This is a genomic window from Paenibacillus diazotrophicus (genome assembly GCF_042610465.1).
Window position 1 is genome coordinate 223,910 of sequence record NZ_JBGJZN010000007.1, and the last position, 26,442, is coordinate 250,351.

29 protein-coding genes, 2 tRNA genes and 1 pseudogene are annotated in these 26,442 nt (G+C 49.5%); 25 read left to right on the plus strand and 7 right to left on the minus strand.

The genetic code is table 11. The annotated features are described in order from the left end of the window. Positions 1-7: 7 nt before the first annotated feature. Positions 8-736: a TraR/DksA C4-type zinc finger protein gene (locus ACAN54_RS23665; RefSeq protein WP_379161272.1), complete on the minus strand. Its 729-nt coding sequence runs from the start codon at positions 734-736 to the stop codon at positions 8-10. 242 nt (positions 737-978) lie between these two features. Between ACAN54_RS23665 and lspA the strand changes: the two genes are divergently transcribed. The 15 genes from lspA to ACAN54_RS23740 all read left to right on the plus strand — a co-directional run bounded on the left by lspA (position 979) and on the right by ACAN54_RS23740 (position 16,964). Further along, on the plus strand, positions 979-1,482 hold the full coding sequence (gene lspA, locus ACAN54_RS23670) for a signal peptidase II (RefSeq protein ID WP_379161612.1): 504 nt from the start codon (positions 979-981) through the stop codon (positions 1,480-1,482). Then, positions 1,475-2,449, plus strand: coding sequence for an RluA family pseudouridine synthase (locus tag ACAN54_RS23675; protein WP_379161274.1), 975 nt, complete (start codon positions 1,475-1,477; stop codon positions 2,447-2,449). The genes lspA and ACAN54_RS23675 overlap by 8 nt, the downstream gene beginning before the upstream one ends. Positions 2,450-2,578: 129 nt before the next feature. Beyond that, the gene (locus tag ACAN54_RS23680) at positions 2,579-3,832 is read left to right on the plus strand and encodes an LL-diaminopimelate aminotransferase (RefSeq protein ID WP_379161276.1); all 1,254 of its coding nucleotides are present in this window, start codon (positions 2,579-2,581) and stop codon (positions 3,830-3,832) included. Between the two features lie 999 nt (positions 3,833-4,831). Further along, positions 4,832-5,413, plus strand: a complete 582-nt coding sequence (gene pyrR / locus ACAN54_RS23685; RefSeq protein WP_379161614.1) for a bifunctional pyr operon transcriptional regulator/uracil phosphoribosyltransferase PyrR — start codon at positions 4,832-4,834, stop codon at positions 5,411-5,413. A gap of 2 nt (positions 5,414-5,415) precedes the next feature. Further along, positions 5,416-6,324 carry an aspartate carbamoyltransferase catalytic subunit gene (locus tag ACAN54_RS23690; RefSeq protein WP_379161277.1) on the plus strand — a complete coding sequence of 303 codons (909 nt, stop codon included), beginning with the start codon at positions 5,416-5,418 and terminating at the stop codon, positions 6,322-6,324. A 103-nt stretch (positions 6,325-6,427) separates the two neighbouring features. Next, on the plus strand, positions 6,428-7,708 hold the full coding sequence (gene pyrC, locus ACAN54_RS23695) for a dihydroorotase (protein ID WP_379161616.1): 1,281 nt from the start codon (positions 6,428-6,430) through the stop codon (positions 7,706-7,708). Between the two features lie 136 nt (positions 7,709-7,844). Next, positions 7,845-9,023, plus strand: a complete 1,179-nt coding sequence (carA, locus tag ACAN54_RS23700; RefSeq protein ID WP_379161279.1) for a glutamine-hydrolyzing carbamoyl-phosphate synthase small subunit — start codon at positions 7,845-7,847, stop codon at positions 9,021-9,023. 1 nt (position 9,024) lies between these two features. Beyond that, positions 9,025-12,246, plus strand: a complete 3,222-nt coding sequence (carB, locus tag ACAN54_RS23705; protein WP_379161282.1) for a carbamoyl-phosphate synthase large subunit — start codon at positions 9,025-9,027, stop codon at positions 12,244-12,246. Between the two features lie 243 nt (positions 12,247-12,489). Beyond that, the gene (gene pyrF, locus ACAN54_RS23710) at positions 12,490-13,206 is read left to right on the plus strand and encodes an orotidine-5'-phosphate decarboxylase (protein ID WP_379161618.1); all 717 of its coding nucleotides are present in this window, start codon (positions 12,490-12,492) and stop codon (positions 13,204-13,206) included. Continuing rightward, positions 13,203-13,844 carry an orotate phosphoribosyltransferase gene (gene pyrE / locus ACAN54_RS23715; RefSeq protein ID WP_379161284.1) on the plus strand — a complete coding sequence of 214 codons (642 nt, stop codon included), beginning with the start codon at positions 13,203-13,205 and terminating at the stop codon, positions 13,842-13,844. Before pyrF ends, pyrE begins: the two co-directional genes overlap by 4 nt. 197 nt (positions 13,845-14,041) lie before the next feature. Next, on the plus strand, positions 14,042-15,538 hold the full coding sequence (locus tag ACAN54_RS23720) for an ABC transporter substrate-binding protein (protein WP_379161286.1): 1,497 nt from the start codon (positions 14,042-14,044) through the stop codon (positions 15,536-15,538). 121 nt (positions 15,539-15,659) lie between these two features. Then, on the plus strand, positions 15,660-15,824 hold the full coding sequence (locus tag ACAN54_RS23725; RefSeq protein WP_019909365.1) for a hypothetical protein: 165 nt from the start codon (positions 15,660-15,662) through the stop codon (positions 15,822-15,824). A gap of 83 nt (positions 15,825-15,907) precedes the next feature. Beyond that, positions 15,908-15,984, plus strand: a tRNA-Met gene (locus ACAN54_RS23730). 133 nt (positions 15,985-16,117) lie between these two features. Beyond that, positions 16,118-16,191 (plus strand) — tRNA-Ile (locus ACAN54_RS23735). A 323-nt stretch (positions 16,192-16,514) separates the two neighbouring features. Continuing rightward, positions 16,515-16,964, plus strand: coding sequence for a hypothetical protein (locus ACAN54_RS23740; protein WP_379161288.1), 450 nt, complete (start codon positions 16,515-16,517; stop codon positions 16,962-16,964). Between the two features lie 195 nt (positions 16,965-17,159). On the opposite strand, the gene ACAN54_RS23745 is transcribed toward ACAN54_RS23740, so the two are convergent. Together ACAN54_RS23745 and ACAN54_RS23750 are read right to left on the minus strand one after the other, a co-directional pair. After that, positions 17,160-17,321, minus strand: a complete 162-nt coding sequence (locus tag ACAN54_RS23745) for a hypothetical protein (RefSeq protein WP_379161290.1) — start codon at positions 17,319-17,321, stop codon at positions 17,160-17,162. A 91-nt stretch (positions 17,322-17,412) separates the two neighbouring features. Then, positions 17,413-17,937, minus strand: a complete 525-nt coding sequence (locus ACAN54_RS23750; protein ID WP_379161292.1) for an ImmA/IrrE family metallo-endopeptidase — start codon at positions 17,935-17,937, stop codon at positions 17,413-17,415. A gap of 278 nt (positions 17,938-18,215) precedes the next feature. Between ACAN54_RS23750 and ACAN54_RS23755 the strand changes: the two genes are divergently transcribed. Beyond that, entirely contained in the window at positions 18,216-18,371 is a 156-nt protein-coding gene (locus ACAN54_RS23755) for a YjcZ family sporulation protein (RefSeq protein WP_379161294.1), read from the plus strand. Between the two features lie 78 nt (positions 18,372-18,449). Here ACAN54_RS23755 and ACAN54_RS23760 read toward each other — a convergent pair whose 3' ends face one another. Next, positions 18,450-18,890: a NucA/NucB deoxyribonuclease domain-containing protein gene (locus ACAN54_RS23760; RefSeq protein ID WP_379161296.1), complete on the minus strand. Its 441-nt coding sequence runs from the start codon at positions 18,888-18,890 to the stop codon at positions 18,450-18,452. A 117-nt stretch (positions 18,891-19,007) separates the two neighbouring features. Here ACAN54_RS23760 and ACAN54_RS23765 point away from each other — a divergent pair, with 117 nt between their 5' ends. Next, complete coding sequence (locus tag ACAN54_RS23765; RefSeq protein WP_379161298.1) at positions 19,008-19,424, plus strand: cytidine deaminase; 417 nt, start codon at positions 19,008-19,010, stop codon at positions 19,422-19,424. 136 nt (positions 19,425-19,560) lie between these two features. On the opposite strand, the gene ACAN54_RS23770 is transcribed toward ACAN54_RS23765, so the two are convergent. After that, a complete protein-coding gene (locus tag ACAN54_RS23770) occupies positions 19,561-20,061 on the minus strand; it encodes a PH domain-containing protein (protein ID WP_379161300.1) in 501 nt (166 codons plus the stop codon). 214 nt (positions 20,062-20,275) lie between these two features. On the opposite strand from ACAN54_RS23770, the gene ACAN54_RS23775 reads away from it, so the two are divergent. Together ACAN54_RS23775 and ACAN54_RS23780 are read left to right on the plus strand one after the other, a co-directional pair. Beyond that, positions 20,276-20,917 (plus strand): hypothetical protein, encoded by a 642-nt coding sequence (locus tag ACAN54_RS23775; protein ID WP_379161302.1) that lies wholly within the window; start codon positions 20,276-20,278, stop codon positions 20,915-20,917. A 187-nt stretch (positions 20,918-21,104) separates the two neighbouring features. Further along, positions 21,105-21,440 (plus strand): YolD-like family protein, encoded by a 336-nt coding sequence (locus ACAN54_RS23780; protein ID WP_379161304.1) that lies wholly within the window; start codon positions 21,105-21,107, stop codon positions 21,438-21,440. Positions 21,441-21,458: 18 nt separating this feature from the next. Here the strand turns inward: ACAN54_RS23780 and ACAN54_RS23785 are convergent, their stop codons facing one another. Then, positions 21,459-21,620 carry a hypothetical protein gene (locus tag ACAN54_RS23785; RefSeq protein WP_379161305.1) on the minus strand — a complete coding sequence of 54 codons (162 nt, stop codon included), beginning with the start codon at positions 21,618-21,620 and terminating at the stop codon, positions 21,459-21,461. A gap of 209 nt (positions 21,621-21,829) precedes the next feature. Here ACAN54_RS23785 and ACAN54_RS23790 point away from each other — a divergent pair, with 209 nt between their 5' ends. The 6 genes and pseudogenes from ACAN54_RS23790 to ACAN54_RS29920 form a co-directional block, all read left to right on the plus strand. Continuing rightward, on the plus strand, positions 21,830-22,516 hold the full coding sequence (locus ACAN54_RS23790) for a M15 family metallopeptidase (RefSeq protein ID WP_379161307.1): 687 nt from the start codon (positions 21,830-21,832) through the stop codon (positions 22,514-22,516). A 71-nt stretch (positions 22,517-22,587) separates the two neighbouring features. Continuing rightward, positions 22,588-23,022 (plus strand): WGxxGxxG family protein, encoded by a 435-nt coding sequence (locus ACAN54_RS23795; protein ID WP_379161309.1) that lies wholly within the window; start codon positions 22,588-22,590, stop codon positions 23,020-23,022. Positions 23,023-23,372: 350 nt separating this feature from the next. Next, on the plus strand, positions 23,373-24,362 hold the full coding sequence (locus ACAN54_RS23800) for a tyrosine-type recombinase/integrase (RefSeq protein ID WP_379161311.1): 990 nt from the start codon (positions 23,373-23,375) through the stop codon (positions 24,360-24,362). Between the two features lie 173 nt (positions 24,363-24,535). Then, positions 24,536-25,552, plus strand: coding sequence for a tyrosine-type recombinase/integrase (locus ACAN54_RS23805; RefSeq protein ID WP_379161313.1), 1,017 nt, complete (start codon positions 24,536-24,538; stop codon positions 25,550-25,552). A 50-nt stretch (positions 25,553-25,602) separates the two neighbouring features. After that, the gene (locus tag ACAN54_RS23810; RefSeq protein ID WP_379161315.1) at positions 25,603-25,776 is read left to right on the plus strand and encodes a hypothetical protein; all 174 of its coding nucleotides are present in this window, start codon (positions 25,603-25,605) and stop codon (positions 25,774-25,776) included. Further along, positions 25,730-25,930, plus strand: a pseudogene (locus ACAN54_RS29920) (ATP-dependent DNA ligase); the annotation flags it as partial. The gene ACAN54_RS23810 and the pseudogene ACAN54_RS29920, both read left to right, overlap by 47 nt. Here the strand turns inward: ACAN54_RS29920 and ACAN54_RS23815 are convergent. Continuing rightward, a complete protein-coding gene (locus tag ACAN54_RS23815; RefSeq protein WP_379161317.1) occupies positions 25,927-26,427 on the minus strand; it encodes a DUF2321 domain-containing protein in 501 nt (166 codons plus the stop codon). The pseudogene ACAN54_RS29920 and the gene ACAN54_RS23815 sit on opposite strands and share 4 nt — an antisense overlap. Positions 26,428-26,442: the final 15 nt, after the last annotated feature.

Genomic DNA, 26,442 nt, shown 5'->3' on the forward strand with positions numbered 1-26,442 from the left:
CACGGGGCTACTCTCTTTCTTTTTTGCCTTGTGGATCAAGCAGATAGCTTCCTTCTTCACTGTCCATATAATGACGGTAGCTTGATCCCTTAATGACAGTCATATGATTCCCGGCAATATCAGTGGCGATGAAATTCTCCCAAGGCTCCACGAAGCCCTCGGTTTCATCTGCTTCAATCTCCATATCGTTATAAGAGGAAATGTCATTTCCCTCGGCCATGGCGGGTGAATTGGAGCTGCCCCAGCTCTCCACAATCTGCCAGGCATCTTCACCGTCGAACCCGTTCTGCTCACGTTCATCCAGACTGGTGCGCCCAAACGGGGGGGATAGAAATTCCTCTTCCGCAGGCCTAGTGAAAGGTGCGCTTTGGCGGGGATTATGCTCTTTGCAAAAGCGGGTAAGCGGTACGGCATTCAAACGTTCCAGAGGAATGTCTTCGCCGCAGACGGCACAGATTCCATAGGTTCCTTCGTCCATGGCAGCCAGGGCTGAATCGATGTCATCGAGTTCATGCTCATCACGCTCCAGAAGCGAAATATCCATAGAACGGTGGTACAGCTCCGTGGCGGCGTCGCCCGGGTGGTTGTCGATCTCCGTAAGGTCTCCCGTCATGTCACGCATGGAGTCCTGTAGCCCGTAGTGCGCATTATTTTTTAATCTATGTTCAATATCTTCCCGCTGCTGAATGACCGCAGCCCGCAGCTTCGAGAGCTGCTCCGCCGGCAGATGGCTCATGAGTGTTAGCTCCTTTCGTATCGCTTCCTTAGCATCGTCCGTTCTCAATCAAGCCGGATGCTTCTTGAATAGGTTGACCGGAGAGATGCTATTTTAACGATGGCAAATCCTCCCCGGTTTGGAGTACCCAGCCCTGTCCTGGCAATAGACGGCTTCTTGAGGCCTGTGCTACAATATACAAGTCTTTATACAGTATTCGTACCGCTTTCAGCGGGAAAAATAAGAACGGAGTGACAACTTCTGTGGTGTACTATCTGATAGCGCTAATCGTATTTTTGGTGGACCAGGGTACCAAGTATTTAATTGCTACCCGGCTGGAGCTCGCGGAGCAGATTCCGGTAATCAAGGATTTTTTCATCATTACCTCCCACCGCAATCAAGGAGCGGCTTTTGGTATTCTTCAGGGACAGCAATGGTTCTTTTTTCTGATTACCGTCATTGTGGTGGCCGGAATCGTCTGGTATTTGAACAAAGCCAGAGCGACCCGCAAGCTGCTGCCCACCGCACTTGCACTGGTGCTTGGCGGAGCTGTAGGCAATTTTTTGGACCGGCTGCTGAACGGAGAGGTTGTTGACTTCCTGATGTTCAATTTCGGCAGCTACACCTTTCCAATCTTTAACGTAGCCGACTCTTGCATTGTTGTAGGTGTGGCGCTGATTATTCTGGATACACTGCGGGATATGAAGAGCGGAGATGAAATCACCGAAGTGAAGGAATCCAAGGAAGTTAAGGAAGGGAATGAATGATTTGAATAAAGACGTCAATGAGCAGGCGGCAACCGGCGCCTTCGAGGAAGAAAAGGACGTCACCGAATGGACTGTTGCCGGCGAGAATGCCCGGGAACGGATTGATAAATATATAACAGAGTCCTGGGAAGAAGAAGTTTCCCGCTCACAGGTGCAGCTATGGATTAGCGGCGGACATGTAACGGTTAACGGTTCTCCGGTCAAAGCCAATTACAAGCTGAATGAGGGTGATGTGGTTGGCGTTACCGTACCGGAAGCGGAGGTCACAGACCTCATTGCTGAAGATATTCCGCTTGAAGTGGCGTATGAAGACAGTGATGTTATCGTTGTGAACAAACCGCGCGGAATGGTTGTCCATCCGGCAGTGGGTCATCCGTCAGGGACTCTGGTCAATGCGCTGATGTACCATTGCAAAGACCTGTCGGGTATTAACGGAGAGATTCGTCCGGGCATTGTGCACCGTATTGACAAGGATACCTCCGGACTCATTATGGCCGCCAAAAATGACGCCGCTCACGCTTCGCTAGCAGCCCAGCTTAAGGAACATACCGTAACCCGCCGCTACATAGCTGTAGTGCACGGGAATCTGTCCCATGACCAGGGTACGGTAGATGCTCCGATTGGCCGTGATCCGCATGACCGTAAGCTCTATACCGTAACCGAGAAGAACAGCAAACGTTCTGTGACCCATTTTACTGTATTGGAGCGTTTGGGGGATTATACACTGCTGGAGCTTCAGCTGGAGACCGGGCGGACACATCAGATTCGCGTGCATATGAAGTTTATCGGTCATCCGCTGGTCGGAGATCCGATCTATGGACGCAGCAAAGGGACTACCATGAACGGACAAGCTCTTCATGCCGCTATCCTGGGATTTGTGCATCCTTCTTCCGGTGAATATATGGAATATAGTGCGCCAATTCCGGCGGATATGGAAGAACTGCTTTTTGCATTACGGAGCAGATAAGTACAAATCAACTGACTATAAATCCATGGTTTTGATATCGGCTTTGCGGCATATTTAGAACATGGAATCAAGCAGGAACGGTTTCACTGTACTTATTTTAATAACCAGCCAGGAGATGAGATTAAGAATATGAGTATTGAACAATATCAGAATACCTTCATTCAGACTAATTTTGCGGACCGCATCGGCGGAGCGAACTACGGTAAAGATACAGCTATATACAAATTCGAGAAAATCAAACGCGCCAAGGCATCGGCGAAACAGGATTTTCCGAATATTGAGCTAATTGATATGGGTGTTGGTGAGCCGGACGAAATGGCAGACGAAGGCATTATTGCCAAGCTTGCTGTCGAAGCAGCCAAAGAAGAAAACCGCGGATATGCAGATAACGGAATTCCTGAGTTCAAAGCCGCAGCCGCAGCTTATCTTAAGGAAGTTTTCAGTGTAGACGGTATTGATCCTGTAACCGAAGTGGTCCACTCCATTGGTTCGAAGCCGGCGCTGGCCATGCTGCCGTCCTGCTTCATTAATCCGGGTGATATTACAATCATGACGGTTCCGGGCTATCCGGTACTGGGTACCCATACCAAGTATCTGGGTGGACAAGTATTCACGGTGGAGCTCAAGAAGGAGAACAACTTCCTGCCGGACCTGAACTCCATTCCTGAGGATGTTGCCCGCAAGGCAAAGCTGCTCTACCTGAACTATCCTAATAACCCTACGGGTGCTAGTGCGACCCCTGAGTTCTTCAGCGAGGTTGTAGCTTGGGCCAAGAAATATGATGTAGTTGTAATCCATGATGCTCCATACGCTGCATTGACCTATGACGGTGTGAAGCCGCTCAGCTTCTTGTCTGTACCAGGCGCTAAGGATGTCGGCGTTGAACTTCACTCCCTGTCCAAGTCGTACAACATGACCGGATGGAGAATCGGATTCGTTGCCGGGAATCCTCTGGTAGTCAAAGCCTTCAGTGATGTGAAGGATAATAATGACTCCGGCCAGTTCATCGCTATTCAAAAGGCAGCAGCCTACGGTCTCGCTCACCCTGAGATTACCGAAGCGATTGCCGCAAAGTATTCGCGCCGCCACAACATGCTGGTAGACGCCCTGAATAGCCTTGGCTTCTCCGCAGAGAAACCAAAAGGATCTTTCTTCCTTTATGTGGCGGCTCCAAAAGGGATCAAGGACGGACGCCGTTTTGAATCCGGCGAGGACTTCTCGCAGTTCCTCATCCGCGAGAAGCTGATTTCTACTGTGCCTTGGGATGATGCTGGCCCGTTCGTACGGTTCTCCGTAACCTTCATCGCCAAAGGCGAAGAAGAAGAGAAACGCGTTATCTCCGAAATTCAAAGACGCCTTAGCGACGTTGAATTTGAGTTTTAATTGAATGGATTTCTGTAAGCCGCTGCGGAGAAATCTGCGGCGGCTTTTTTGCGTCAGTTCAGACTTAATATGTTCCCGGGGGAAACTATACTTTGTGGATCAACTAAGTCTTCACTGAAACAGGCTCTGTTCATCTATTTTCTCGATGTGTGGCCCTGTTCAACTTTGGTAGAAATTCCTGCATAGAATACAACTTTGTTGCGCTGAGAGTGCCGATTATGTGCATATCCTGCACGTAATGCAACATTCTCAACGTATTTGTGTTTGAACAGCTGGTAATGCTGCATTTCATACAACAATTTTGATCTGAGCTCAACTTTTAGCAGTATATTATGTTTTATATGCAGCATTTTCAACCATTGACTATCCCAGCTACTAGGCCTTATCACAAATACGATCGCTCTCAGCATCTTTAAACACGGATATTGCCCCGAGCCATGGAAATGCTTAGATTATGCCAATCGTAGACAGCACTCCTGTTCGGCTTCTGCTGTTAATCACTGTCAGCTTCGTTAAATAAGAAGCTGGCGATTTTTTACCACTACTTATAAACTTTATTTTAAGGTGGGAGTAGCGAAGGGGAAGTTTGGAACTGTAGGAGCGAGAGCGTCCGCCTTTAGGTTTGGATTTCTAACGCAGACAGCGGAATCAAATCAGGAAATCCAAACCTAACAGCGGCGGAAAGTCCAAACATTCACCGTAGTTACGGCTGCCACCTTAATATAAATTTCTCCCATTTGACACCCGCCGTAACATCTGTCATAATTTCTTTAGTTGAATATGCGCCTTTAATTCAGTCCCGTGAGGCTGGCAAGGTAACGTGAATCGAGGTTCGCGACATGTAAAGAGGAATCCGTATGTGTACGGAGGGTCTTTATATACGCGCGGACACGCCATCTTTTTAAATCTGCGGATTTCACTCCTTGCCTGTTTCGGGCAAGGAGTTTTTTGTTATCCGGGAACTTGAACAGGCGATCAAGCAGGAGGATGGCAGAGATGATGGTTACTGAGAAAAATGTGATTATGGACGAAACGGCAATCCGCCGGGCGCTGTCGCGCATTGCCCATGAGATTTTGGAGAAGAACAAAGGGATTGAGAATTGCCTGCTGGTGGGAATCCGTACTCGCGGAGTGTACCTAGCGCAGCGAATCGCGGAACGCATCAAGGAGATTGAGGGGATCGAGATTCCTTATGGAGAGCTGGATATTACGCATTACCGCGATGACCGTGAAGGCGGCGGTGACAACCGCGAAGCCATGGACCGCACGGTGGTGAACAGTAATCTGACCCTCCCGGCCGGCTCCAGCGGCATCCACGACAAGAAAGTAATTTTGTTCGATGATGTGCTCTATACCGGCCGGACGATCCGGGCTGCGATGGATGCATTGATGGATTGCGGACGGCCCCGGATGATTCAGCTGGCAGTACTTGCAGACCGTGGACACCGCGAGCTTCCCATCCGGCCGGATTATATCGGCAAAAATGTACCAACCTCCAAACATGAGCAGATTGAAGTAGCGCTGACCGAATTTGATGGCAAGGATGAGGTTTACATTATTTCCAACCGGGAGGAACGATAACAATGATGACCGCAACCAAGGTGAAGGAACGCAGTCTGCTGGGAATTAAGGAGCTGGACCGGACAGAAATTATGCAGCTTTTGAACAGAACGGCGTACTGGGATAATCAAACCGAGAAGCTGACACCTGTGCTGAGATCGCATTTTGTGGCCAACATGTTTTTTGAGAACAGTACACGTACCCGGTTTTCCTTCGAAATGGCTGAGAAACGGCTGGGTGTCCAGGTGCTTAACTTCACGGCTGCGGCTTCCAGTGTGGAAAAAGGCGAATCGATCTACGACACTGTACGCACGCTTGAGTCCATGGGGATTGACGCTGGAGTTGTGCGTATGAAGCCTGCAGGGGTGCTGCAGCAACTGGCAGAGAAGGTATCCATCCCGCTGATCAATGCGGGGGACGGCAATAACGAGCATCCCACACAGGCGCTGCTGGATCTGTATACGATGAACAAAAATTTTGGCGAACTGAAGGGCCTTAAAGTATCGATTATCGGGGATATTATGCATAGCCGTGTGGCCCGCTCGAACCTCTGGGGATTGACGAAGATGGGCGCCAAGGTGCAGTTCTGCGCACCGGATAACATGAAGGCTCCTGAGCTTGCGGAGTATGCGCCTTATGTAACTATGGAAGAAGCACTCAAGGCGGATGTGGTCATGATGCTGCGTGTTCAGCTGGAACGCCATGCTTCAGGCATCCTGCTATCGCCGGAAGAATACCGGAGACAGTTCGGACTTACGGAAGAGCGTGCCGCGAAGCTGGACAAGAGTACCATCATCATGCACCCTGCACCGGTGAACCGGAATGTCGAAATTGATGATGCTGTCGTGGAGAGCGACAAGTCGCGGATTTTTCCTCAGATGGCGAATGGCGTGCCTGTACGTATGGCGGTTATGGAAAGAGCAATCCTCTAAAAAACCTGACATAATCTTATTAATAAATATACACAAAGATGAATTTTTATTATATAATAACTACAGAGCTCGGGGCCGATCGCCTGCGGGTAGAAGGAGAATCATAACCGTGATCATCAAGAACGCCAGTGTACTGAATGAGAAAGGCGTGCTAGAGCGCAAACATATCGTAGTCCAGGATGGACTCATCACAGCCATCAAGAACGACAACGAGGTCTTAGACGAAGCCGGTGAGATTATTGAGGCGGAAGGCAAGCTGCTGATTCCGGGATTGATCGATATGCATGTGCATCTGCGGGAACCTGGTTTTGAACATAAGGAGACTATTGAGACAGGGGCACGTTCGGCTGCCAAGGGCGGTTTTACCACCATTGCCTGCATGCCGAATACCCGTCCTGTAACGGATAGTCCTGAAGTTGTGAAGTTCGTGAAGGATAAAGCGGATGAAGCCGGACTGGTGAAGGTGCTGCCTTATGCAGCAATTACGAAAAATGAGCTCGGTCGAGAGCTGACTGATTTTGCCGCCTTGAAAGAGGCTGGGGCGATTGGGTTCACGGATGACGGTGTAGGCGTTCAGAGCGCTCAGATGATGAAGGATGCAATGAAAATCGCGGCTGGACTGGATATGCCGGTTATTGCTCACTGTGAGGACAATTCGCTGGTGGAAGGCTGCGCGGTCGCTGAGGGAACTTTTGCCGATAAGCACGGTTTGAAAGGAATCCCGAATGAATCGGAGGCCATTCATGTCGGACGTGATATTCTGCTCGCTGAAGCAACAGGGGTACACTACCATGTCTGCCATGTCAGTACAGAGCAATCTGTCCGCCTTATCCGGCAGGCCAAGGAGATTGGCATTAAGGTAACTGCTGAGGTATGTCCGCATCATCTGCTGCTCTCGGAAGAGGATATTCCGGGCATGGACGCCAATTGGAAAATGAACCCGCCGCTGCGCTCACGCCGTGATGTGGAAGCCTGTATCGCAGGTCTGCTAGACGGTACGCTGGATATCATCGTCACCGACCATGCACCGCACAGCGAAGAAGAAAAGGCTAAAGGCATGCAGCTTGCGCCTTTCGGCATCGTTGGCTTTGAGACAGCGTTCCCGCTGCTGTATACGGCATTTGTAGCTACAGGCAAATGGGACCTGTCGCTGCTGGTACAACGTATGACGGCTGATCCTGCCCGGGTATTCCGGTTGAATACAGGTAGCCTGACGGTAGGATTGCCGGCGGATTTGACACTGATTGATCTAACGGAAGAAAAAGAAGTGAATCCCGCTTCGTTTGCCAGCAAAGGACGTAATACTCCTTTTGCCGGTTGGAAGCTTAAAGGCTGGCCGGTTAAGACATGGGTGAACGGCAAAGCCGTATGGACTGAAGAATAACGGACGGACTGGTAGAGCGAAGCTGCCGGCTGTATGGGGTCAGGGTATAACATACGGCGGTATTTTCGCGCGCTTGCTCCGGAAATCCAGCAAGACATAAGAACCAGACTACAGAAACAAGAAGGAGTGGAAGGAAATGCAGGCGAGATTGCTGCTTCAGGACGGAACGCTGTTCACAGGTACCGCATTTGGTGCGGAAGGTGAAAAGACGGGCGAGGTTGTTTTTAACACAGGGATTACAGGTTATCAGGAGGTGCTGTCAGACCCTTCCTACTGCGGCCAGATCGTGACCATGACTTATCCGCTGATCGGAAACTACGGCATCACACGCGATGATTTTGAATCTGTGCGTCCATTCGTGCACGGCTTTGTCGTGCGCCGCCATGAGGAAGTTCCCAGCAACTGGCGCGCTGAATATAGCGTAGATGACTTGCTGAAGGAATATGGCATTCCCGGAATCAGTGAGATTGATACCCGGATGCTCACCCGCATTATCCGCCACTACGGCACCATGAAGGCGATTCTTACCACTTCCAACAAGCGTGTGGAAGAGCTGATGGAAATGATGGGTGACACCACTATTGAAGAACTGCGTAACCAGGTGGCCCGCACCTCTACCACTAAAACCTACAGCAGTCCCGGCAACAAGGAGCGGATCGTGCTTGTCGACTACGGTGCGAAGACAGGTATTCTGCGCGAGCTGAACAACCGCGGCTGTGATGTGGTTGTAGTACCACATGATGTGACTGCCGATGAGATCCGCAGATTGAATCCGGACGGAATTCAGCTGTCCAACGGCCCTGGGGACCCGAAAGACGTGCCTTACGCAGTCCAGACGATCTCTGAACTGCTCGGTGAATATCCAATCTTCGGCATCTGCCTGGGACATCAATTGTTCGCACTGGCTTGCGGCGCGGATACTGAGAAGCTTAAATTCGGCCACCGCGGCGGTAATCATCCGGTCAAAGAACTCGAAAGCGGACGGTGCTTCATCACTTCCCAGAATCATGGCTACACGGTAAATGAGGAATCTGTGCGGAATACAGATCTTGAAGTGACTCACATTAACAATAATGATAAGACCGTCGAGGGAGTCAGACATACCCGCTACCCCGCATTTTCGGTGCAATATCATCCGGAAGCGGCGCCGGGACCGCATGACAGCAGCTATTTGTTCGACCGTTTCCTCCAGATGATTGCCGATCACAAAGCTCAGACTCCGTCAAGCTCGCGCCAGGCGCAGCTTGCAGCCAATGCCAGAATCACGGCATCGAACATTACACCGCAGCTTGAAGCCGTGAAAGGAGCACTATAACATGCCAAAGAACGATAAGCTCAAAAAAATTCTCGTGATCGGCTCCGGCCCGATCGTCATCGGCCAGGCCGCTGAGTTCGACTATGCCGGAACTCAGGCCTGTCAGGCCCTCAAAGAAGAAGGCGTTGAGGTTGTACTGATCAACAGCAACCCGGCCACGATCATGACAGATACCAATATGGCTGACAAGGTCTATATCGAGCCGATTACCCTTGAATTCGTTACCGCAATTATCCGCCAGGAGCGTCCGGACGGACTGCTGCCTACGCTTGGCGGTCAGACCGGTCTGAATATGGCTGTGGAACTGGCACGCGCTGGCGTCCTGGAGAAGGAGAACGTGAAGCTGCTGGGTACACAGCTCGAATCCATCGAAAAGGCTGAAGACCGCGACTTGTTCCGTGAACTGATGCGCGAGTTGGAGCAGCCGGTACCGGAAAGCTCCATTATAACCAGTGTGGAAGAAGCTATGGACTTCGCAGCCGGTATCGGATACCCGCTGATCGTTCGTCCCGCTTATACACTGGGTGGAACTGGCGGCGGGATTTGTGACAACGAGGAAGAACTGCGTGAAACTGTAAAGGCTGGTATCCGTTACAGCCCGATCGGCCAATGTCTGGTGGAGAAGAGCATCGCCGGGATGAAGGAAGTAGAATATGAGGTCATGCGCGATGCGAACGACAACTGCATCGTGGTCTGCAACATGGAGAACTTTGATCCGGTTGGTGTGCATACAGGTGACAGTATCGTCGTAGCGCCAAGCCAGACCTTGTCCGACCGGGAATACCAGATGCTGCGCAGCGCTTCACTGAAGATTATCCGTGCCCTGAACATTGAAGGTGGCTGTAACGTTCAGTTTGCGCTGGATCCGCAGAGCTACCAGTATTATGTGATTGAAGTGAACCCGCGTGTCAGCCGTTCCTCTGCGCTGGCTTCGAAAGCGACCGGTTATCCGATTGCCAAGATGGCAGCCAAGATCGCCCTCGGCTACACGCTGGATGAAATTGTAAATCCGGTAACTGGCCAGACCTATGCCTGCTTTGAGCCGACACTTGACTATATTGTGAGCAAAATTCCACGCTGGCCGTTTGACAAGTTCATCTATGCCAACCGCAAACTGGGTACACAGATGAAGGCAACCGGCGAAGTAATGGCGATCGGCCGTACCTTTGAAGAGTCGATTCACAAAGCTATCCGTTCCCTTGAAATCGGTGTGCACCGTTTCCGCCTTCCGGGTGCAGAGCAACTGGAGGACAGCGTGCTTCGCACAAGACTCGCCAAACCAGATGATGAGCGACTGTTCCTGATCGCTGAGGCCTTCCGCCGCGGTTATGGCTTGCAGGAGATTCAGGATATCACGAGCGTAGACTGGTGGTTCCTCTCCAAGATCGAGGGTCTAGTGAACTTTGAAGATGAGATCCGCAGCGAAGAAACGCTGTCGCCGGAAACACTGTATCAAGCTAAGCGTAAAGGCTTCACTGACCGGGCGATTGCCGAGATCCGGGCGGAAGGTCGTTCAGGTCTTGAGCAGACCAAAGAATCCGAAGTCCGCGTGATGCGTATTCAGCAAGGACTGGTTCCGGTATTCAAAATGGTTGATACCTGCGCCGCTGAATTTGAAGCCTCAACGCCATATTACTACTCGACTTACGAAACAGAGAATGAGGTCATTCATTCCGACAAGCAAAAGGTCATTGTACTGGGTTCCGGTCCTATCCGGATAGGCCAGGGTATCGAATTCGATTACTCTACCGTACATGCAGTATGGGCGATTCAAAAAGCCGGCTATGAAGCAGTAATTATCAACAACAATCCAGAGACAGTGTCTACGGATTTCAATACCTCGGACCGGCTGTATTTTGAGCCGCTGTTCTTCGAGGATGTTATGAACGTTATCGCTCAGGAAAATCCAATCGGCGTCATTGTCCAGTTCGGTGGACAGACAGCTATCAACCTGGCCGCACCGCTGGCTGCTGCGGGTGTGAATATTCTGGGCACCAGCCTGGAGAGCATCGATGAAGCTGAGAACCGCAAGAAATTCGAAGCACTGCTGGCCCGTCTGGATATCGCTCAGCCGAAGGGCAAGACGGTCATCAACATTGATGAAGCTGTAGAAACCGCACAATCGCTCGGGTATCCGGTTCTGGTTCGTCCTTCCTACGTGCTGGGCGGCCGTGCGATGGAGATTGTCTACAATGATACAGAGCTGCTGAGCTACATGGTTGAAGCGGTGAAGGTCAATCCGGAGCATCCGGTGCTGATCGACCGCTATATGCTTGGTAAAGAGGTTGAAGTTGATGCCATCTGCGACGGTGAGACCGTAGTTATTCCGGGTATTATGGAGCATGTAGAGCGCGCAGGCGTTCACTCCGGTGACTCCATCGCCGTCTATCCGCCGCAGTACCTGGACGAAGGCCTGAAGCAGAAGATTGCTGAAATCACCATCAAAATTGCTAAAGAGCTGAAGACCATCGGGCTGGTCAACATCCAGTTCGTTATCTATCAAAATGAAGTGTATGTCATCGAGGTTAACCCGCGCTCCTCGCGTACGGTTCCATTCCTGAGCAAGGTGACTGGGATTCCTATGGCTCACCTCGCCACCAAAATCATCCTCGGCGGCAAGCTGAAAGAGGACGGTTATACAGAGGGTCTGTGGCCGGAGAGCGACTATGTTTCGGTAAAAGTGCCGGTGTTCTCTTTTGCCAAGCTGCGTAGAGTAGAGCCTACGCTCGGACCGGAAATGAAATCGACTGGTGAAGTTATGGGCCGCGACAAGCTCTACGCCAAAGCCCTCTATAAAGGGCTGATCGGAGCGGGCATGAAGATTCCAGCAACCGGAGCCATCATTGTTACGGTAGCGGACAAAGACAAGGCGGAAGCCGTTGAGCTGATGAAGGGCTTCCATGCCATGGGCTACAAAATCATTGCTACCGGCGGTACAGCTCTTGCGCTTGAACAAGCGGGCCTGAACGTGATGAACGTCAACAAGCTGGATGAAGGAGAGCCGACCATCCTCGATCTGATCCGCGGGGGTCAAGCCAACTTCGTCTTCAATACCCTGACCAAGGGCAAGACACCAGAGCGCGACGGCTTCCGTATCCGCCGTGAAGCTGTAGAGAACGGCGTTGTATGTATGACATCGCTGGATACAGTAACGGCGCTGCTGAGAATGCTCCAGACGATCAACTTCTCCTCGCAGTCGATGCCTGCTTTTGTTGGACAATAAGTTTGAAAATATATGAGGCAGCCTTTCGGGGTGATGTCAAAGGGACGGTTTGCGTTAGCGCAGACCGTTCCGCTGTGCCCGGAGATAAATCCCAGTAAAGTAGAGGCTGCTGCTGAGATGAATTGAAAATAGTGCATGGCAAGGAGCGTATTAACGATGACCAAGGGAGAGAATCAACAAGTGGAGCAGACGGCTACGCAGCACGGGCATGAGAATATCGGACAAATTGAGAAGCGTGAGGAAATGGCAGGCCGCCTCATGGTTGCCCTCGATTATCCGGATGTGGCCCAGGCCAAACTTTTGATTGAGAAGCTGGAAGGTATTCCATGTTATATGAAAGTGGGTATGCAGCTGTTTTATGCGGCTGGTCCAGACTTTATCAGAGAGCTGAAAACGCGTGGCTATTCCGTATTTCTGGATGTCAAAATGCATGACATCCCGAATACGGTTCGTGGTGGAGCAGAGAGCCTGACCATGCTGGGGGTAGATATGTTCAATGTGCATGCAGCCGGGGGGAAGGCAATGATGACCGCTGCGCTGGAAGGCGCTGCGAAAGCGGTAAGCCTGCATCCATCGCTGCATATTCCGCTTATTATCGCAGTAACACAGCTTACAAGCACCAGTCAGGAGATCATGAACACCGAGATTGGTATTTCCGGTTCAGTAACGGATACTGTCGTACGCTATGCCAAGCTAGCAGCCGAAGCAGGCTTGCACGGCGTTGTGGCTTCATCGCAGGAAGCAGCAGTTATCGCCGCCGCCTGCGGACCGGAGTTCCGCACAGTGACGCCGGGAATTCGTCCTGCAGGGGCCTCCCTGGACGACCAGTCTCGTGTGATGACACCCGGACAAGCAATCCTGCAGGGAAGCCACTTCCTGGTTGTCGGACGTCCGATTACGGCTTCGGCAGACCCGCGTCAGGCTGCACTTAACATTATTGAGGAGATGAGCCAAGTATGAGCCCATTATTGAATAAAAGTGAACAGATCGCCCGTTACCTGCTGAAGATCGGTGCGGTGGCGCTGCGTCCACAGGATCCTTTTACCTGGACCTCCGGTATTAAATCACCCATCTACTGTGATAATCGTCTGACATTGTCCTTTCCCGAAGTCCGGGGATACATCGCAGATGCCTTCGTGGAAACCATCGCGAGTTCATACCCGGATGCCGAAGTGATTGCAGGCACGGCTACCGCTGGTATTCCTCATGCTGCCTGGGTAGCAGACAAGCTTAACCTGCCAATGGCTTATATCCGTGACAAGGCCAAAGGCCACGGCAAACAGAATCAGATCGAAGGCCTGATCACGCCAGGCCAAAAGGTCATCGTGATCGAGGATCTGATCTCCACCGGAGGCAGCTCCATCAAGGCCGCTCAGGCTGTACAGGAAGCGGGAGGCATACCACTGGTCGTGCTGGCCATTTTCAGCTATGAGCTGGACCGTGCCACTGAAGCATTCACCGCAGCAGGCATACCGCTGCAGGCTCTGTCCAACTACACCACTCTAATTGATGTGGCTCTGGCCCAGGGCACCATCGCCGAGACCGATGTAGAACTGCTGCAATCATGGCGTAAAGATCCGGCGTCTTTTGGCGTGTAAGATCTGAATTCATAAAGAGCTTACATTCTAATCCCCACCTGACGGTGGGGATTTTTGGCATCATCCTATGAAGAAATCGTAGTGCATCTTTAAACTGCCTGTAACTTCCTGGATCGCACAAATCCTTATAATGCTAATTATAGGAAAGTTTTATTTCCGTAAGGGAGATAAGAATTCGACCAGGAGGGGATTTATTCATGAATAGTAAGGGAATCAGTACGGCAGCCAAACGCTGGCTGTCACTTGGCATCTGTGCGGCACTTGTGCTGCCGCTTACATCTGCAGGAGGGATTCGTGCCGCAGCCGAGGGTTCCAAGGGCTCTGAAGGGCAGCGGGTACTGCGTATCGGGAGCTTGTGGAGCGGGGAGGACGACAATTATTTCCGCCAGCAGTTTACCGATCTCTATGAGTTGCAGCATCCTGAGGTTAAGCTGGAGTTCGTCCCGGCCATTGATACCGAGAAGCTCCGCTTCAGTATCCCAGACTCTGTGGCGGGTCCGGATAACCTGGACAGTATGCGGGCGATTATGGGCGGTGCTAAGCCGGTGGATGTGGTTATTGTCGATAATACACTGCTAAAAAGACTGGCTGACCACAATTTGGTGGACCCACTGCAGCCTCTGATTGATCGTGACCATTACGATCTCAGTAATATAGCTCCCACCGTACTGGACGGAATACGGGAGCTGGGCAAAGGGCAACTGTATGCATTGACCCCTACCTTTTCTTCAAGTGCACTGTTTTATAACAAAAAGATATTCGATGCTGCCGGGGTAGCCTACCCAGAGAACGGGATGACTTGGGAGAAATTGTTCTCTGTCGCTGCCAAGGTTACGAAAGTGTCCAAACAGGACAAAGGCCGCATCTATGGATTAGCCTTGAACCGCTATGCGAATGATCCATTCTGGGATATGCTGAACTACCTTTCTCCGCTGCAGCTGGCGATGTACGATCATAATGGGGGGCAAATGACCGTAAACACTCCTTACTGGAGCAAGGTATGGACGGATTTCAACCTTCTGATCAAAAAACAGATCATTCCGGGCTTGCAGGAAATTAGTAACCCCGAATCTTCTCCTGTGGGTGGCGACTTGTTTCTGACAAGCAAAGCGGCTATGACAGTTGGCGAATACGGTTATATCAATGAGCTAACAGCAGCCAACAGGAACGCCTCACTCATTAAAAATTTCCAGCCTGTAGAGTGGGGCATCGTGTCCGTACCTACCTTTGCAGAAAAGCCCGGGGTAGCTATGGGAACCACGCTATACAGCTTGATGGCGGTCAATACATTGGCACAAAACAAAGAGGATGCCTGGGATCTGATCCAATTTGTCAACAGCAACGAGGTTGCCAAAATCAAAGCCCATAACCACTACGAGCTGACTTCACGAAAAGATTATAATGTACCTCCGGAAAAAGGTCTGGATCTTACTCCGTTCTGCATCCAGAAGCCACTGCCGGCGAGTGATCCGGCCATGGACAGTCTGCAGGCGCGCATTCCTGGAATTACCCAGATCAATGATGTCGGGCGGATCTTATTCACTGAGGTGTATCAAGGCAAACGAACCGTTACCAGTGCTCTTCAAGCCTGGGAGAAACAGGGCAATCTCATGCTGAAGGCTCTGCAGAAAGAGCCTGAGAAGTATTTTGATGTTGAGAATGGCTGGCCTGGGAAAAGCCCAACAACCAAATAAGACGCACCCAGAAAATTACACAGCCGCCGCCGGAAACCGGCGGCTTATTTTCTGGAAACAGGGCATGATATCTTTAGCAACAGAGCAATCATAATTTTGCGGAGAAGGAGAAGAAGGTATCATGAACTGGATATACTTCGCGAAGCTGTTCAGGACGAGATTTCAAGCCGGATGTCTGGCCAAGAGGCTGGAGCAGGACGGCTGGATATACGGCTATCATGACCCGCGTTTTGTGGAAATATACCGTTCACGCAAGGGCCGCTATGGTGTTCGTTTTCTGCCTTGAACCCATTGGTCAAAATCATGCTTGACTATTGACCCGGATATGATGTATATTATCTATTGTCGCTGTTTGAATATAATTACTGACGCGGGGTGGAGCAGCCCGGTAGCTCGTCGGGCTCATAACCCGAAGGCCGCAGGTTCAAATCCTGCCCCCGCAACCAATTTTATTTTCTCAGACAGCCATTGTATATACGGAATCCTAGATCCGGGCCCTTAGCTCAGTTGGTTAGAGCGGTCGGCTCATAACCGATNTATTTTCTCAGACAGCCATTGTATATACGGAATCCTAGATCCGGGCCCTTAGCTCAGTTGGTTAGAGCGGTCGGCTCATAACCGATTGGTCACAGGTTCGAGTCCTGTAGGGCCCACTTCTTAAAACCCCTTGCCTAGCAAGGGGTTTTTGCTATTTATAGGCTCGTAGAAGCGAATATGCTTGAGTGGGGAAGGGCCATATTTTTAAGCTTGCTAATGTATTTGATAACGGAGACTTTTATTCCACAGATTCAAGCTGCTTTTCTACAAATTTGCCAAAGTATCAATGTAGTAGGCCAGTGATAATTGTAAAAGGTAATGAATTGGTTGCTTTATTTTGTACTCATACCATTGAGTCGATAGTACAAACAATACTATGATCCGGCTCATACAATGTACTATCTTCCGGAAGAAATCTTTATATAAAGGAGAGAGTGAAATGCCAATTCAATTCCTTGATTCCAGAACTTCAACGGCCCTGGCGGGACCTACCGGTACAACTCCGGTTCCAGAAGGAACGCCAATCCTGCTTGGTGACATAGGTCTTCAGGTAGCCGCAGTAATCGGTACTCCTAATGAGGCTGACGTCCGCATAGAGCTGTGGGGCACCATAGGTCTAGTCGGTGTGGCTGCGAACCAAGTCACTATCACTGTGGAAAGAGGCGGAACAGGCGTTAGCGGTACGGGTACTGTAATCTATACCGCCATTGCAGATTTGATCACAGGGAACAATCTGATTTCTTTCACCGCAGCGGATTTCCATCCGACTGTCCCTGCTTCGGGCGAGCTGCGCTATACCATGTATGCAGTAGATACGGGCCCAGGGCCAGCAATAACAATCGCTGGACCTGTTACGTTTAATGGAATAGCTCAAGCTGGTGCATTCTAATTGCACTGTGTTAGTACCCTAACGAAAGTTTGTTAGGGTTTTTTCTTATCTATAATAGAATAGCTCTATTTCATATGTATTTAAGCTAGAAGGAATATACTAACAGCATATTCCCATAATTAAGATATTTGGACCCTGCCGGAATGCCGGCGGGGTCACTTTTTTGTGGATTGGCCAGCCTTGCGGCATAAGTGCCTAATCTTCCTGAGGCTCCTGCAGCAGAATGGAAAAAGTCTGAGTCTCATGGTTCACTTCAATGGCCTCGATACCAACAAAATCCGGGATTTCGGGATGCACCGCGTCCACGTTGTAATCCGGATGGTTCAATAATAAGTGGATTATTTCGATGGCTTCCATACCGTTCCCCCCTAAGGGTAATTTCGCTTAAATCTGATGGCTTGAGCTCATATTGCAGCAGATTCGTGTCTGCATATTATCTCCTATGCGTTTAGCGAATATGTCTGTGGATTAATTTTCGGTCCTCATTTCTCTCCATAACAGCCATTAGCTGCCCCTGGAACACACGCCGCTGAATTTGATCGATCCGCTGCAGAGCCAATTCGCTGGGAACCTGAAATGTGGCGGCAAGCTCCTGAATCGCTTCTTCGCGGAGCTCAGGCAGGGTCATCTTCGAGATTATGGAGTAAGGCATTGCTGCATACAGAATAAAGCGTTCCGATTCATCCTGTTCCGCTTGACTATATTGCTCAGGCATCAGCGTATGGCTCCCGGAATGACGGAGCAGGTGACAAAGCTCCTGCAGAAATTCCAGGCGCTGCAGTTCTTCAGAAAGCCGGTTATCGATGAACATACTGTACATACCGGCAGAGGCTTCAATCCCTTTGCTCCTCACGTCCAAATAATGAACCCAAATATTCAGGCGTTCGGCAATATACGCAATCGAAATTTGTGCCGGCTTACAGATATCCAGCCGTTCATATAAATCCTCCGTCCATTTCTCCAGAGCAGTCATTTGATAATATGAATGCATTTGATTCACCTCAGATACAAGATCGTATGTTCGTATTTATGGCCAAAAGAAAAGCCCAGAGGGCTTAATAATTACGCGAACCTGTGTTCTTATGTATCTAAGCATATAGCAATCAGATAGTAATATCAAGTGTTTTCAGCTTGGAAGGTTGGGCTTACATAATTAGATGAATCGGAATTTCTTTGCCTATTGGCCCATGCAGTACAATGGCCTGCAACATATTCTGTGCTGTAGTCATTATTTCAGAGGAGGAATTAATAATGGGAGCAGATTATGGTTGCGGTTGTGGAAATAATGTCGGTGGAGTAAATCAGGGACCCCCAGTAGTACCGGTTGTCAGTCCCTTTACTTCAACAGGTGCAATTCTGGTACTGTTCATTCTTCTGGTAATTATCACCAGAGCCTGGATGTTCTAGAATCTCCAGCCGTGATTGTTGCCCTGTCAGGCTAAAAGCCTGATAGGGCTATACGGGTTTCCACGATCAATGTGTGCGCTATCTGAACATGAATTCTACTCGCGTTCCGTCAGGCAGCTCCTCCAATTGATTGCCCACCCAGCTGCCAGCCCCGCGGTTATCTTTTGGCGTTATGTATTCGATGTCAGCTCCGCTGCCGCCCTCCTCGCACATGGCCATCGGCCATTCATCGCGGTCATAGCCTTTTTTGGTCGGAATCCCCTTCAGTGACTCTTTACGGTTCTCTTCAGCTTCCTGCCGGTCGATAGTGCAAATGGACGACTCTCCACTTCGGATAGCATCTTGAATGTGCTGAGCAGTCTCCGGATAACGGTCACTTGGAAAGTCCAGCTGGACAACATCAGTATCTTCTGTGGAGTTCTGACTGCCAGGCAGCGGACCATTCTCCTCATACCAGTATGCGGCGGCCAAAAGCACCAGGATGATGATGAGACTCGGGATGAATTTCTTGGACTTCACTGTGCTGCCCCCTATAAGTTTGTAAGCCTGCGCTTAACGCATACGCAGACTTAACCAGTATATCTTAAATATAGCCTCCTTTAGTATACTGAAAATAGTAAAAAGGGGGTACGGTTAATGGAATATGAGATTACTTCTGAGGATCAGAATTTGATTGCCTCCGCACAGGAGATCATCACGAAACGTTATGAGTGGGAACGTCATCATGTGGGAGCGGCTCTACAGACCAAGACGGGAGAAATCTTCACCGCCGTTCATGTGGAAGCCAGTTTATCCAGAGTAACGGTCTGCGCAGAAGCGATGGTGATAGGTAAGGCTATATCGGAGGGATACAAGGAGTTTGATCTGATAGTCGCGGTAAGACATCCCGATCCTGACAACCCTGAGCGGGAGATTAAAGTCGTCTCGCCCTGCGGCATGTGCAGAGAGCTGATCGCCGATTACGGCAAGGATTGCAAGGTAATTGTGCCTGTTGAGGGAAGAGTGATCAAGGTGAATGCAGCCGAACTGCTTCCGATGAGGTATTCCAGATAACCGGGGAAAGAAACATACATAATCGTATGAAAAACAGAGCAATGCGCGAACGGTTCAGATGTGGGACAGCCCCAGCCAGGTTTAAGCGTCCATCCGGGCCGGGGCGTTCTATCCTTCCTACGAGGCAGATCAGCGGTTAGATTTGTTCGCGGTAGCTGATATTGTTGGCGATTTTTTCATCGCGTACCGCTTTGCGGAGTACATCCTTAACGGTTTGGGGTTGGCGGATTCTGCGGAATAGCAGCTGCGGTGATGAAGCATCGTCCGAAAATATCGTAAGCATCCCGATGCCGAGAATACGCTGCATGATCGACTGGTCCACAGAGAAGTCATTCACTCGCAGCAGCTCGATTTCTTCAACGTCCTTGCCAATCAGTCCGGTTTTGACCATAATACGCTGGCTGGTGATCGTATATGTGGTTGTGTTCAGCCGCACAATGCCTTTGAGGCGGTCAGCAATACCGGCTGGTTTACCCTGCCACAGCTCGACTTCAGGCCCTGAGCCCGATCCGGGTGCTCTTCCAGCTGAATGTCGGCGTATCTGTGCAGCTGAGTCTCCCTCCGTACTTGCTCCACATTCTCCGCAAAATTTGGCGCCTTGCTCGTATTCTGCTCCACAGCTTGTGCAATAAGGCATGGTCAATCTTCCTTTCTGTCAGTCATAATGAAATCATTATAGTACAAACAAAGATTTCCAGACACTGCTTGTGATTCTTTTTATTAAATATTACTCACTGAATTAATGAATACGCTTCCTTTCTGTCAAATGTTCCATTCATTCTAATTTTACATAATTTTCAGTTGCACTTTACAAAACTCGCTATTATTCTGTTAATTGGAGGGATATAAATATGAGACAAGCCTTACTGGCAGCGTTATTAATGGTAGTGGTGATTCTAAGCGCCTGCAACAATAATACTTCGGCACCTGCTTCCCATGAAGAGGTACAGGAGAAGGTGCAAAGCTTTTATAATGAAATGTCAAAATTTGATGAACTGGGCAAATCCTCATTGGAGGAGTTCAACACAACCCTAACCTCGTTTTCAAGTGGAAAAGCATCGGACAAAGAAATGGAAAAGGCGATAGATCAATTTCAGGATACTGCTACTGATATAGCCGATGAAGTCAAAGATGTGAAGATTTCCAAAAGCCTGCCCGAAGATATTCAAAAGCTCCTGAAAGAATCGGTAATTGCGTTTCAGAGCGCGTACTCGATCAAAGAGAAGGCCGCAAAAGATGCCGCCTCCCCGAACGTTACAGCCGATGAGTTCAACGATATGAACCAGCAGGCGGACGTTGCGATGCTGTACGGAATCTCCAAGCTGAATGAAGCCAGAGCAGCCGCGGGGCTGATTGAGCCGGAAAGTGCGGCAGAGGGAACGTTGTCCGGTACAGACAGCGGCACTGATGCAGCAGGTAAGAAAGCTAATACAGACTCTACAGACACGAATGCAAAGTCCGGTTCTGGAACATCGGTAACTGACGTTAAGTAAAAAGGACACACTCAGGTATTACAGAGGCGCTGCACAGAAAAACTGTGGGCGCTTTTTTACTTGCTATTTACATTTTTTTCTGATTGCTTAAGAAGCAGATAAAGGCATATAATACAAACATACGTTCGGTTATAGTGGAACGCAATCGGTGAATGGAATCAAGAATAATTCTGGGAGGAGGGACATAATGGGAAAGAAGCTGGAAGGGAATGGCCTGGGGATGAGCAGCCGAATGATGCTACCGGATCATACAAGCCGGATTCGGAATGAAGAATTGGAAACTCTGCACCGCGGGAAGCCGTTTCTGGATAAACAGAAGCTGGAGGAGATTGAGTATACGCTGGCACTGTCACTACGGAGTCATGTCCGGGTAACGCTAGTGGTGTTTGATGCTTTTGAGAAGAAGCTGCTGAACGGATTTGTGACCTCCATCCACACCCACTCGCGCGAGATCAAGCTGCAGTGGGCGGAGGAATGGAAGTGGATTGATGTCGATAATATTGTGGAGGCGTATATCGTCTAAGTTGAGGGAGCCTTGTTTTTAGGTATGAAATGGGGCTCCTGTTCTCTCATAAGCGATCAGAGTTACCGGCTTGTTGCCATTGATCTGGGCAATTGCCGTTTCGGCCTGGCGGATGATCTGTAGTGCCTCGTCCCGTTTAGTCAACTCTGCAATTTTGTAGCTGTCACTGTGAATGTCCATTTTGTCATCCCACCTCTCGCTTATAGAATAGCCTGTTCGGATAGGAATCATCCCGAAAAAAATGTGCGGAAGGTGGTTACACGTACAACCCTATAGGATAGATACTCAGGCTCCGTGATGAATCGGGGTCTTCTTTTTTATAGATTTAAGGGAACAGCGTACAAGCAACAGCAGAATAAAGGGCATTTACTGTACCAGGAGGGGATTAGATGCTGACTTTAGATGAGGTGATTAATAAATCGGCAGCCCGGCTCGGCGGTCTTCATCCCGTATTGCTGGCGGCTGCAAATGTCTTGATTCAGCGATGTTATGCCAAAGGTATCCCTATTGTCATTACACAGGGCATGCGCACCATTGCCGAACAGAATGCGCTGTATGCGCAGGGAAGAACCCAAAAGGGGACTATTGTAACCAATGCCAGAGGAGGCAGCAGCTATCATAATTATGGCCTGGCCATGGACTTCGCGCTGCTGCTTCCGGGTGGGCAGAACGTATCTTGGGACATGAACCTGAATGGGGATGGAGACAAGCTGGCAGACTGGCAGGAGGTCGTACAGGAAGCGAAAAAGCTGGGATTCGAATGGGGCGGGGACTGGACTTCTTTTAAGGATTATTCCCATTTGCAGATGGCTTTTGGACTGACTGTTGCACAGCTTAAGAGAGGCCAGCGTCCGACCGCTCAGCAGGAGAAGGAAGCTTTAAGCCGGATTACCGGAGGTGAGGGTGAAGTGAATAAAGATGTGGAAATTACGGTCAATCTGAACGGAGTTAAGCTTATGGTTGGAGTGCTGGATAATGGGACCACCTATGTTCCTGTGCGGGTATTGGCTGAAGCGCTTGGCGCCAAGGTGACTTATGATCCTGCGAGCAAGACAGTGAATGTGGTAACTGTATAAAATTCTTTGCATAGATTACACGCCGCAGGGGAAAATTATCAGCGACAAACCACACAAGGGGGTATCACATTTTGAACAAGCTGATTACAAGTCTTGCCTGCGGCACTGTACTATCCATGAGCCTGCTGGGAGTAGGATATGCATCCAACGCTTCCGGTACAGCCGGTATGGGCGGAACGGCACCGATATATAACGGTTCATCTACGAATGACCGTATGGGTACCGGCACCCGGATGATGAACGAACAGGGTAACACCATGTTAAATAATACGACCGGCACCCTGCGTAACAATGATACGATCATGAGAGACAAGGTACGCACTGGAGATAACAGCACGGTCTCTCCCCTGTCTAACACCACGCAAACAGGCAGATACCGGGCTACAAGCACGACCACTAATGCAACAGACAACGACAACGGCTCCAATTGGGGCTGGCTAGGATTGGTAGGTCTGCTCGGTCTGGCTGGTATGAGAAACAGAAGCAGCGAACGCGAACGCCGCTAGTCCTGCAACGCAAGAGGTCCGTATCGGCTCCGGCTGAGCGGGCCTTTTTGATAAGTATACACTAAATAGAAATTATGATTGCGTATCCACAGAAACCATGATAATATATTTATTGTCGCGTTAACAACGCTGTTATCATGCCGGGGTGGCGGAACAGGCAGACGCACAGGACTTAAAAATTTGTGCGCATACCTACGCACTCGATTCGCATAGCATTGCGGTGTCGGTACGTATCCCCAACGGTAAACCTTACGCTAGTCCTACGAATCATATTAAACGGAAACCTGTACGCCTGCATTCGCTTTATTCGTTATTACTGACGGGTAGAACGAATGGAGGCGTTTATTTATATGGCAGCAGAACGGAGCCGGCGCGTTAACCTCGCGGCTGCCGGCCGCAATTCATCCGCAACAGAACTACCGCTAGAATCTACGGACTTTGAAGCCGCACAATCCGCGTTTCTTCGTTATTGCCGCATACGAAACCTGTCGGATACAACTCTAAGCTATTACCGCGATACAACGAAGGAATTGCGCACTCAATTATCCGCGCAAAACGTAGAGCGACCGATTGACGTTACGCGGGATCACATCCTTACCGCGCTGGACACGAAACGGAGCTCGAAGATAAAGCGGGGACGTGCGGATACACCCTCGGACGCAACGATTAATAAGTTAATCCGAGGCTGGCGCGCGTTCTTTAATTGGTTGCATACTGAAGGCTACGTCGATAGTAATCCGTTTAAAGGCGTAGGCACCGTTAAATCGGAAAAGCGTATAATCGAAACATTCAGCAACGCGCAAATAAAGGCGCTGCTCGATGCGCCTAATCGCGTAACATTTACGGGCTATCGAGATTATGTGATTATGCTGACGCTCTTGGACACGGGCATTCGCATCAGTGAACTTGAAGGTTTGGAAGTTACCTCCATTGACTGGCGTGATCGTATGTTGAAGGTTTACGGGAAGGGTCGTAAGGAGCGCTTAGTACCGTTTAGTCGTACGTTAGATAAACACCTGCGTGAGTATACGGAAATGCGTGGTTATCTAACAACTCCGCGACTGTTTGTGAACATCGATAATAATCCGTTCCAAGTGCGGGGTATCCAGCAGGCGATCCAACTTTACGGACAGGCTGCGCGGATTAAAGGGGTGAGAGTGTCGCCACATACATTCCGCCATACGTTTGCGAAGATGTATATTATGAACGGAGGCGATTCGTTCAGTCTGCAGAAAATCTTAGGCCATACCTCATTGGAGATCGTTAGAATGTACGTAAATCTGTTCAGTACGGACGTATCAACACAGCACGCGAAGTTCTCGCCATTGGAACGAATGTAAAGAAATGCGAACGCGCTCGGTCCTAAGCGGATCGGGCGCTATTTTTCGCAATACGGTAGCCGTAATACATTAGTGATTAATCGATAGTACATAATATTGCAAATATAACTCAACCTGCCAAAATACGCTATACTGGAGAGTGGCCTAATACATGCATAGAAAGGTTGTCCCGAATGGTCAATAGCTCGGATATTGAAAAATACAGACTGGTAAGGAGTGTTAAGGCGGCAGATAAGCAACTCGATTATTTGTTTGAAATATTCATCAATGCTAAGATTTCCGAAGGTAGATCCCCTCGAACAGTGGAATCCTACGGGGAGTATTATCGGTATTTCTGCGGTTATCTAGACAAATGCGGTATAGAGAAGGTATTCTCGTCAGTAACTCCAGAGTTACTACGCTCTTATATGGGGTGGATGCTTTACGGCCAATTAAAATGGAGCGGTCATCCTCATAAAAGTCAGGAAAACATGACTTTAGGATTAAGCCCGGTTACTGTCAATACAAAGATGAAAGCGATCAAAGCAATGTTTCGTTTTCTTCATGAGGAAGGCGTTATACCGCGTAATCCGGCTGCGCGTGTGGGGAAAGTGAAAGAGCCTGAGAATAAAATTCGAATACTCACAGTAGAAGAACTTCAGCAGTTGCTTGAATCCATAGATTTAACAGAATATCCGGATTTCAGAGATTTTGTAGCAATAAATGTTCTGATTGATAGTTTTGCGAGAGTTGGCGAAATACTGTCACTTAAAGGAGAAAGTATCGACTTCAAACTCGGCATGCTCCACTTTGACGCAGACATAGTAAAGACTCGCAAAGGACGGTCAGTTCCAGTATCGAATAGTACCTTACGGCTCCTAAAAATACTTATTAATATGAACGGTGAGTTTGAATCGGAATACATATTCTTAACAAAACAAGGCCGAAGATTACGCGACGATCGGCTAAGAGACCGTATCAAGAAACATGCGAGGAAAGCCGGCATCGACGCGAACGTATTCTTACACCTATTTCGCCACACGTCAGCCACGATATTCATGGAGAATGGCGGTTCGATGCGTCATCTCGCCGCTATCTTAGGGCATACGGACCCACGCTCGACCATGCGATATACAACACCGTCAGACCGTTCGTTAAAGGAGCAGCACGACGCCTTCTCGCCGATGAATGACGTCTTGAATCCGCATTAACGCAAACAAGCGGAAAGCCCACGTAGGGCCGACCGGCTTTTTCTTCGTTAATGCGTCTCATACATTGGCGGCTGTATGCGCTGGGCCTTCCGTTTGATGACGTTAATGACGAGTTTATTGCGGAGTGCTTACGGGTGGGCGCGCCATTGTCCGGAGGTACGCGGGAGAAGGCGGCGTATGAGGACCGCCGGCATTACCGAGTTCGGCGCGTCACCTACGCATAAAAAGGCGTTCTATGGCGTGAGTAAGGCGCTTATAACCGGCGAGGACAGCGACTTCGTTTACGTGGAGCCGCGTATTAGAGCCCGCGTGAAAATGCGAAACTGGACTCGCGCGGGGATGCTACGGAGTCCGGTGTTTACGGAGTTTATCGTTTAGCCCCAAATAAACTTAGTAATCGGAGCGCTAATAACTGAGATGAGTATATCTTTAAATGCTTCCTGTATGTTTGGAGTTACTTTAGTAAATGCACGTTTTATCCTTAGAGCAGCGACTTGAGAACTTGGCGAGTCTTTGACTAAATCAAGAAAATCAGTTGAAAGTCTCTCTCTTTCAATTGGGGATAATTCGTCGACTAGGTCAGCCAAATCGCCTGCAGCGTTCAGCTTCCTAGCAATCCAAGGGTAAGAATGACCGCAATGGTGGCAAAATCTCGGCAAGGTATACTTAGATGCGTAGGAGAAGGAGGCTCTTGACTTTCCTTGAATTGGAGTGTTGCATTCCGAACAACTAATCACAGTGCTCTCTCCACAGGCTGTACAAAATTTCTTAGATAGGTGGGGGCTGTCCTGAAAGTGATCATTAATCACATGACCATTTAGACAAACCTGGGCAATGTCAAAGTGCTCACTACCGCCAATGTTTTGAATGTCCATTGTAATTCCTCCCTG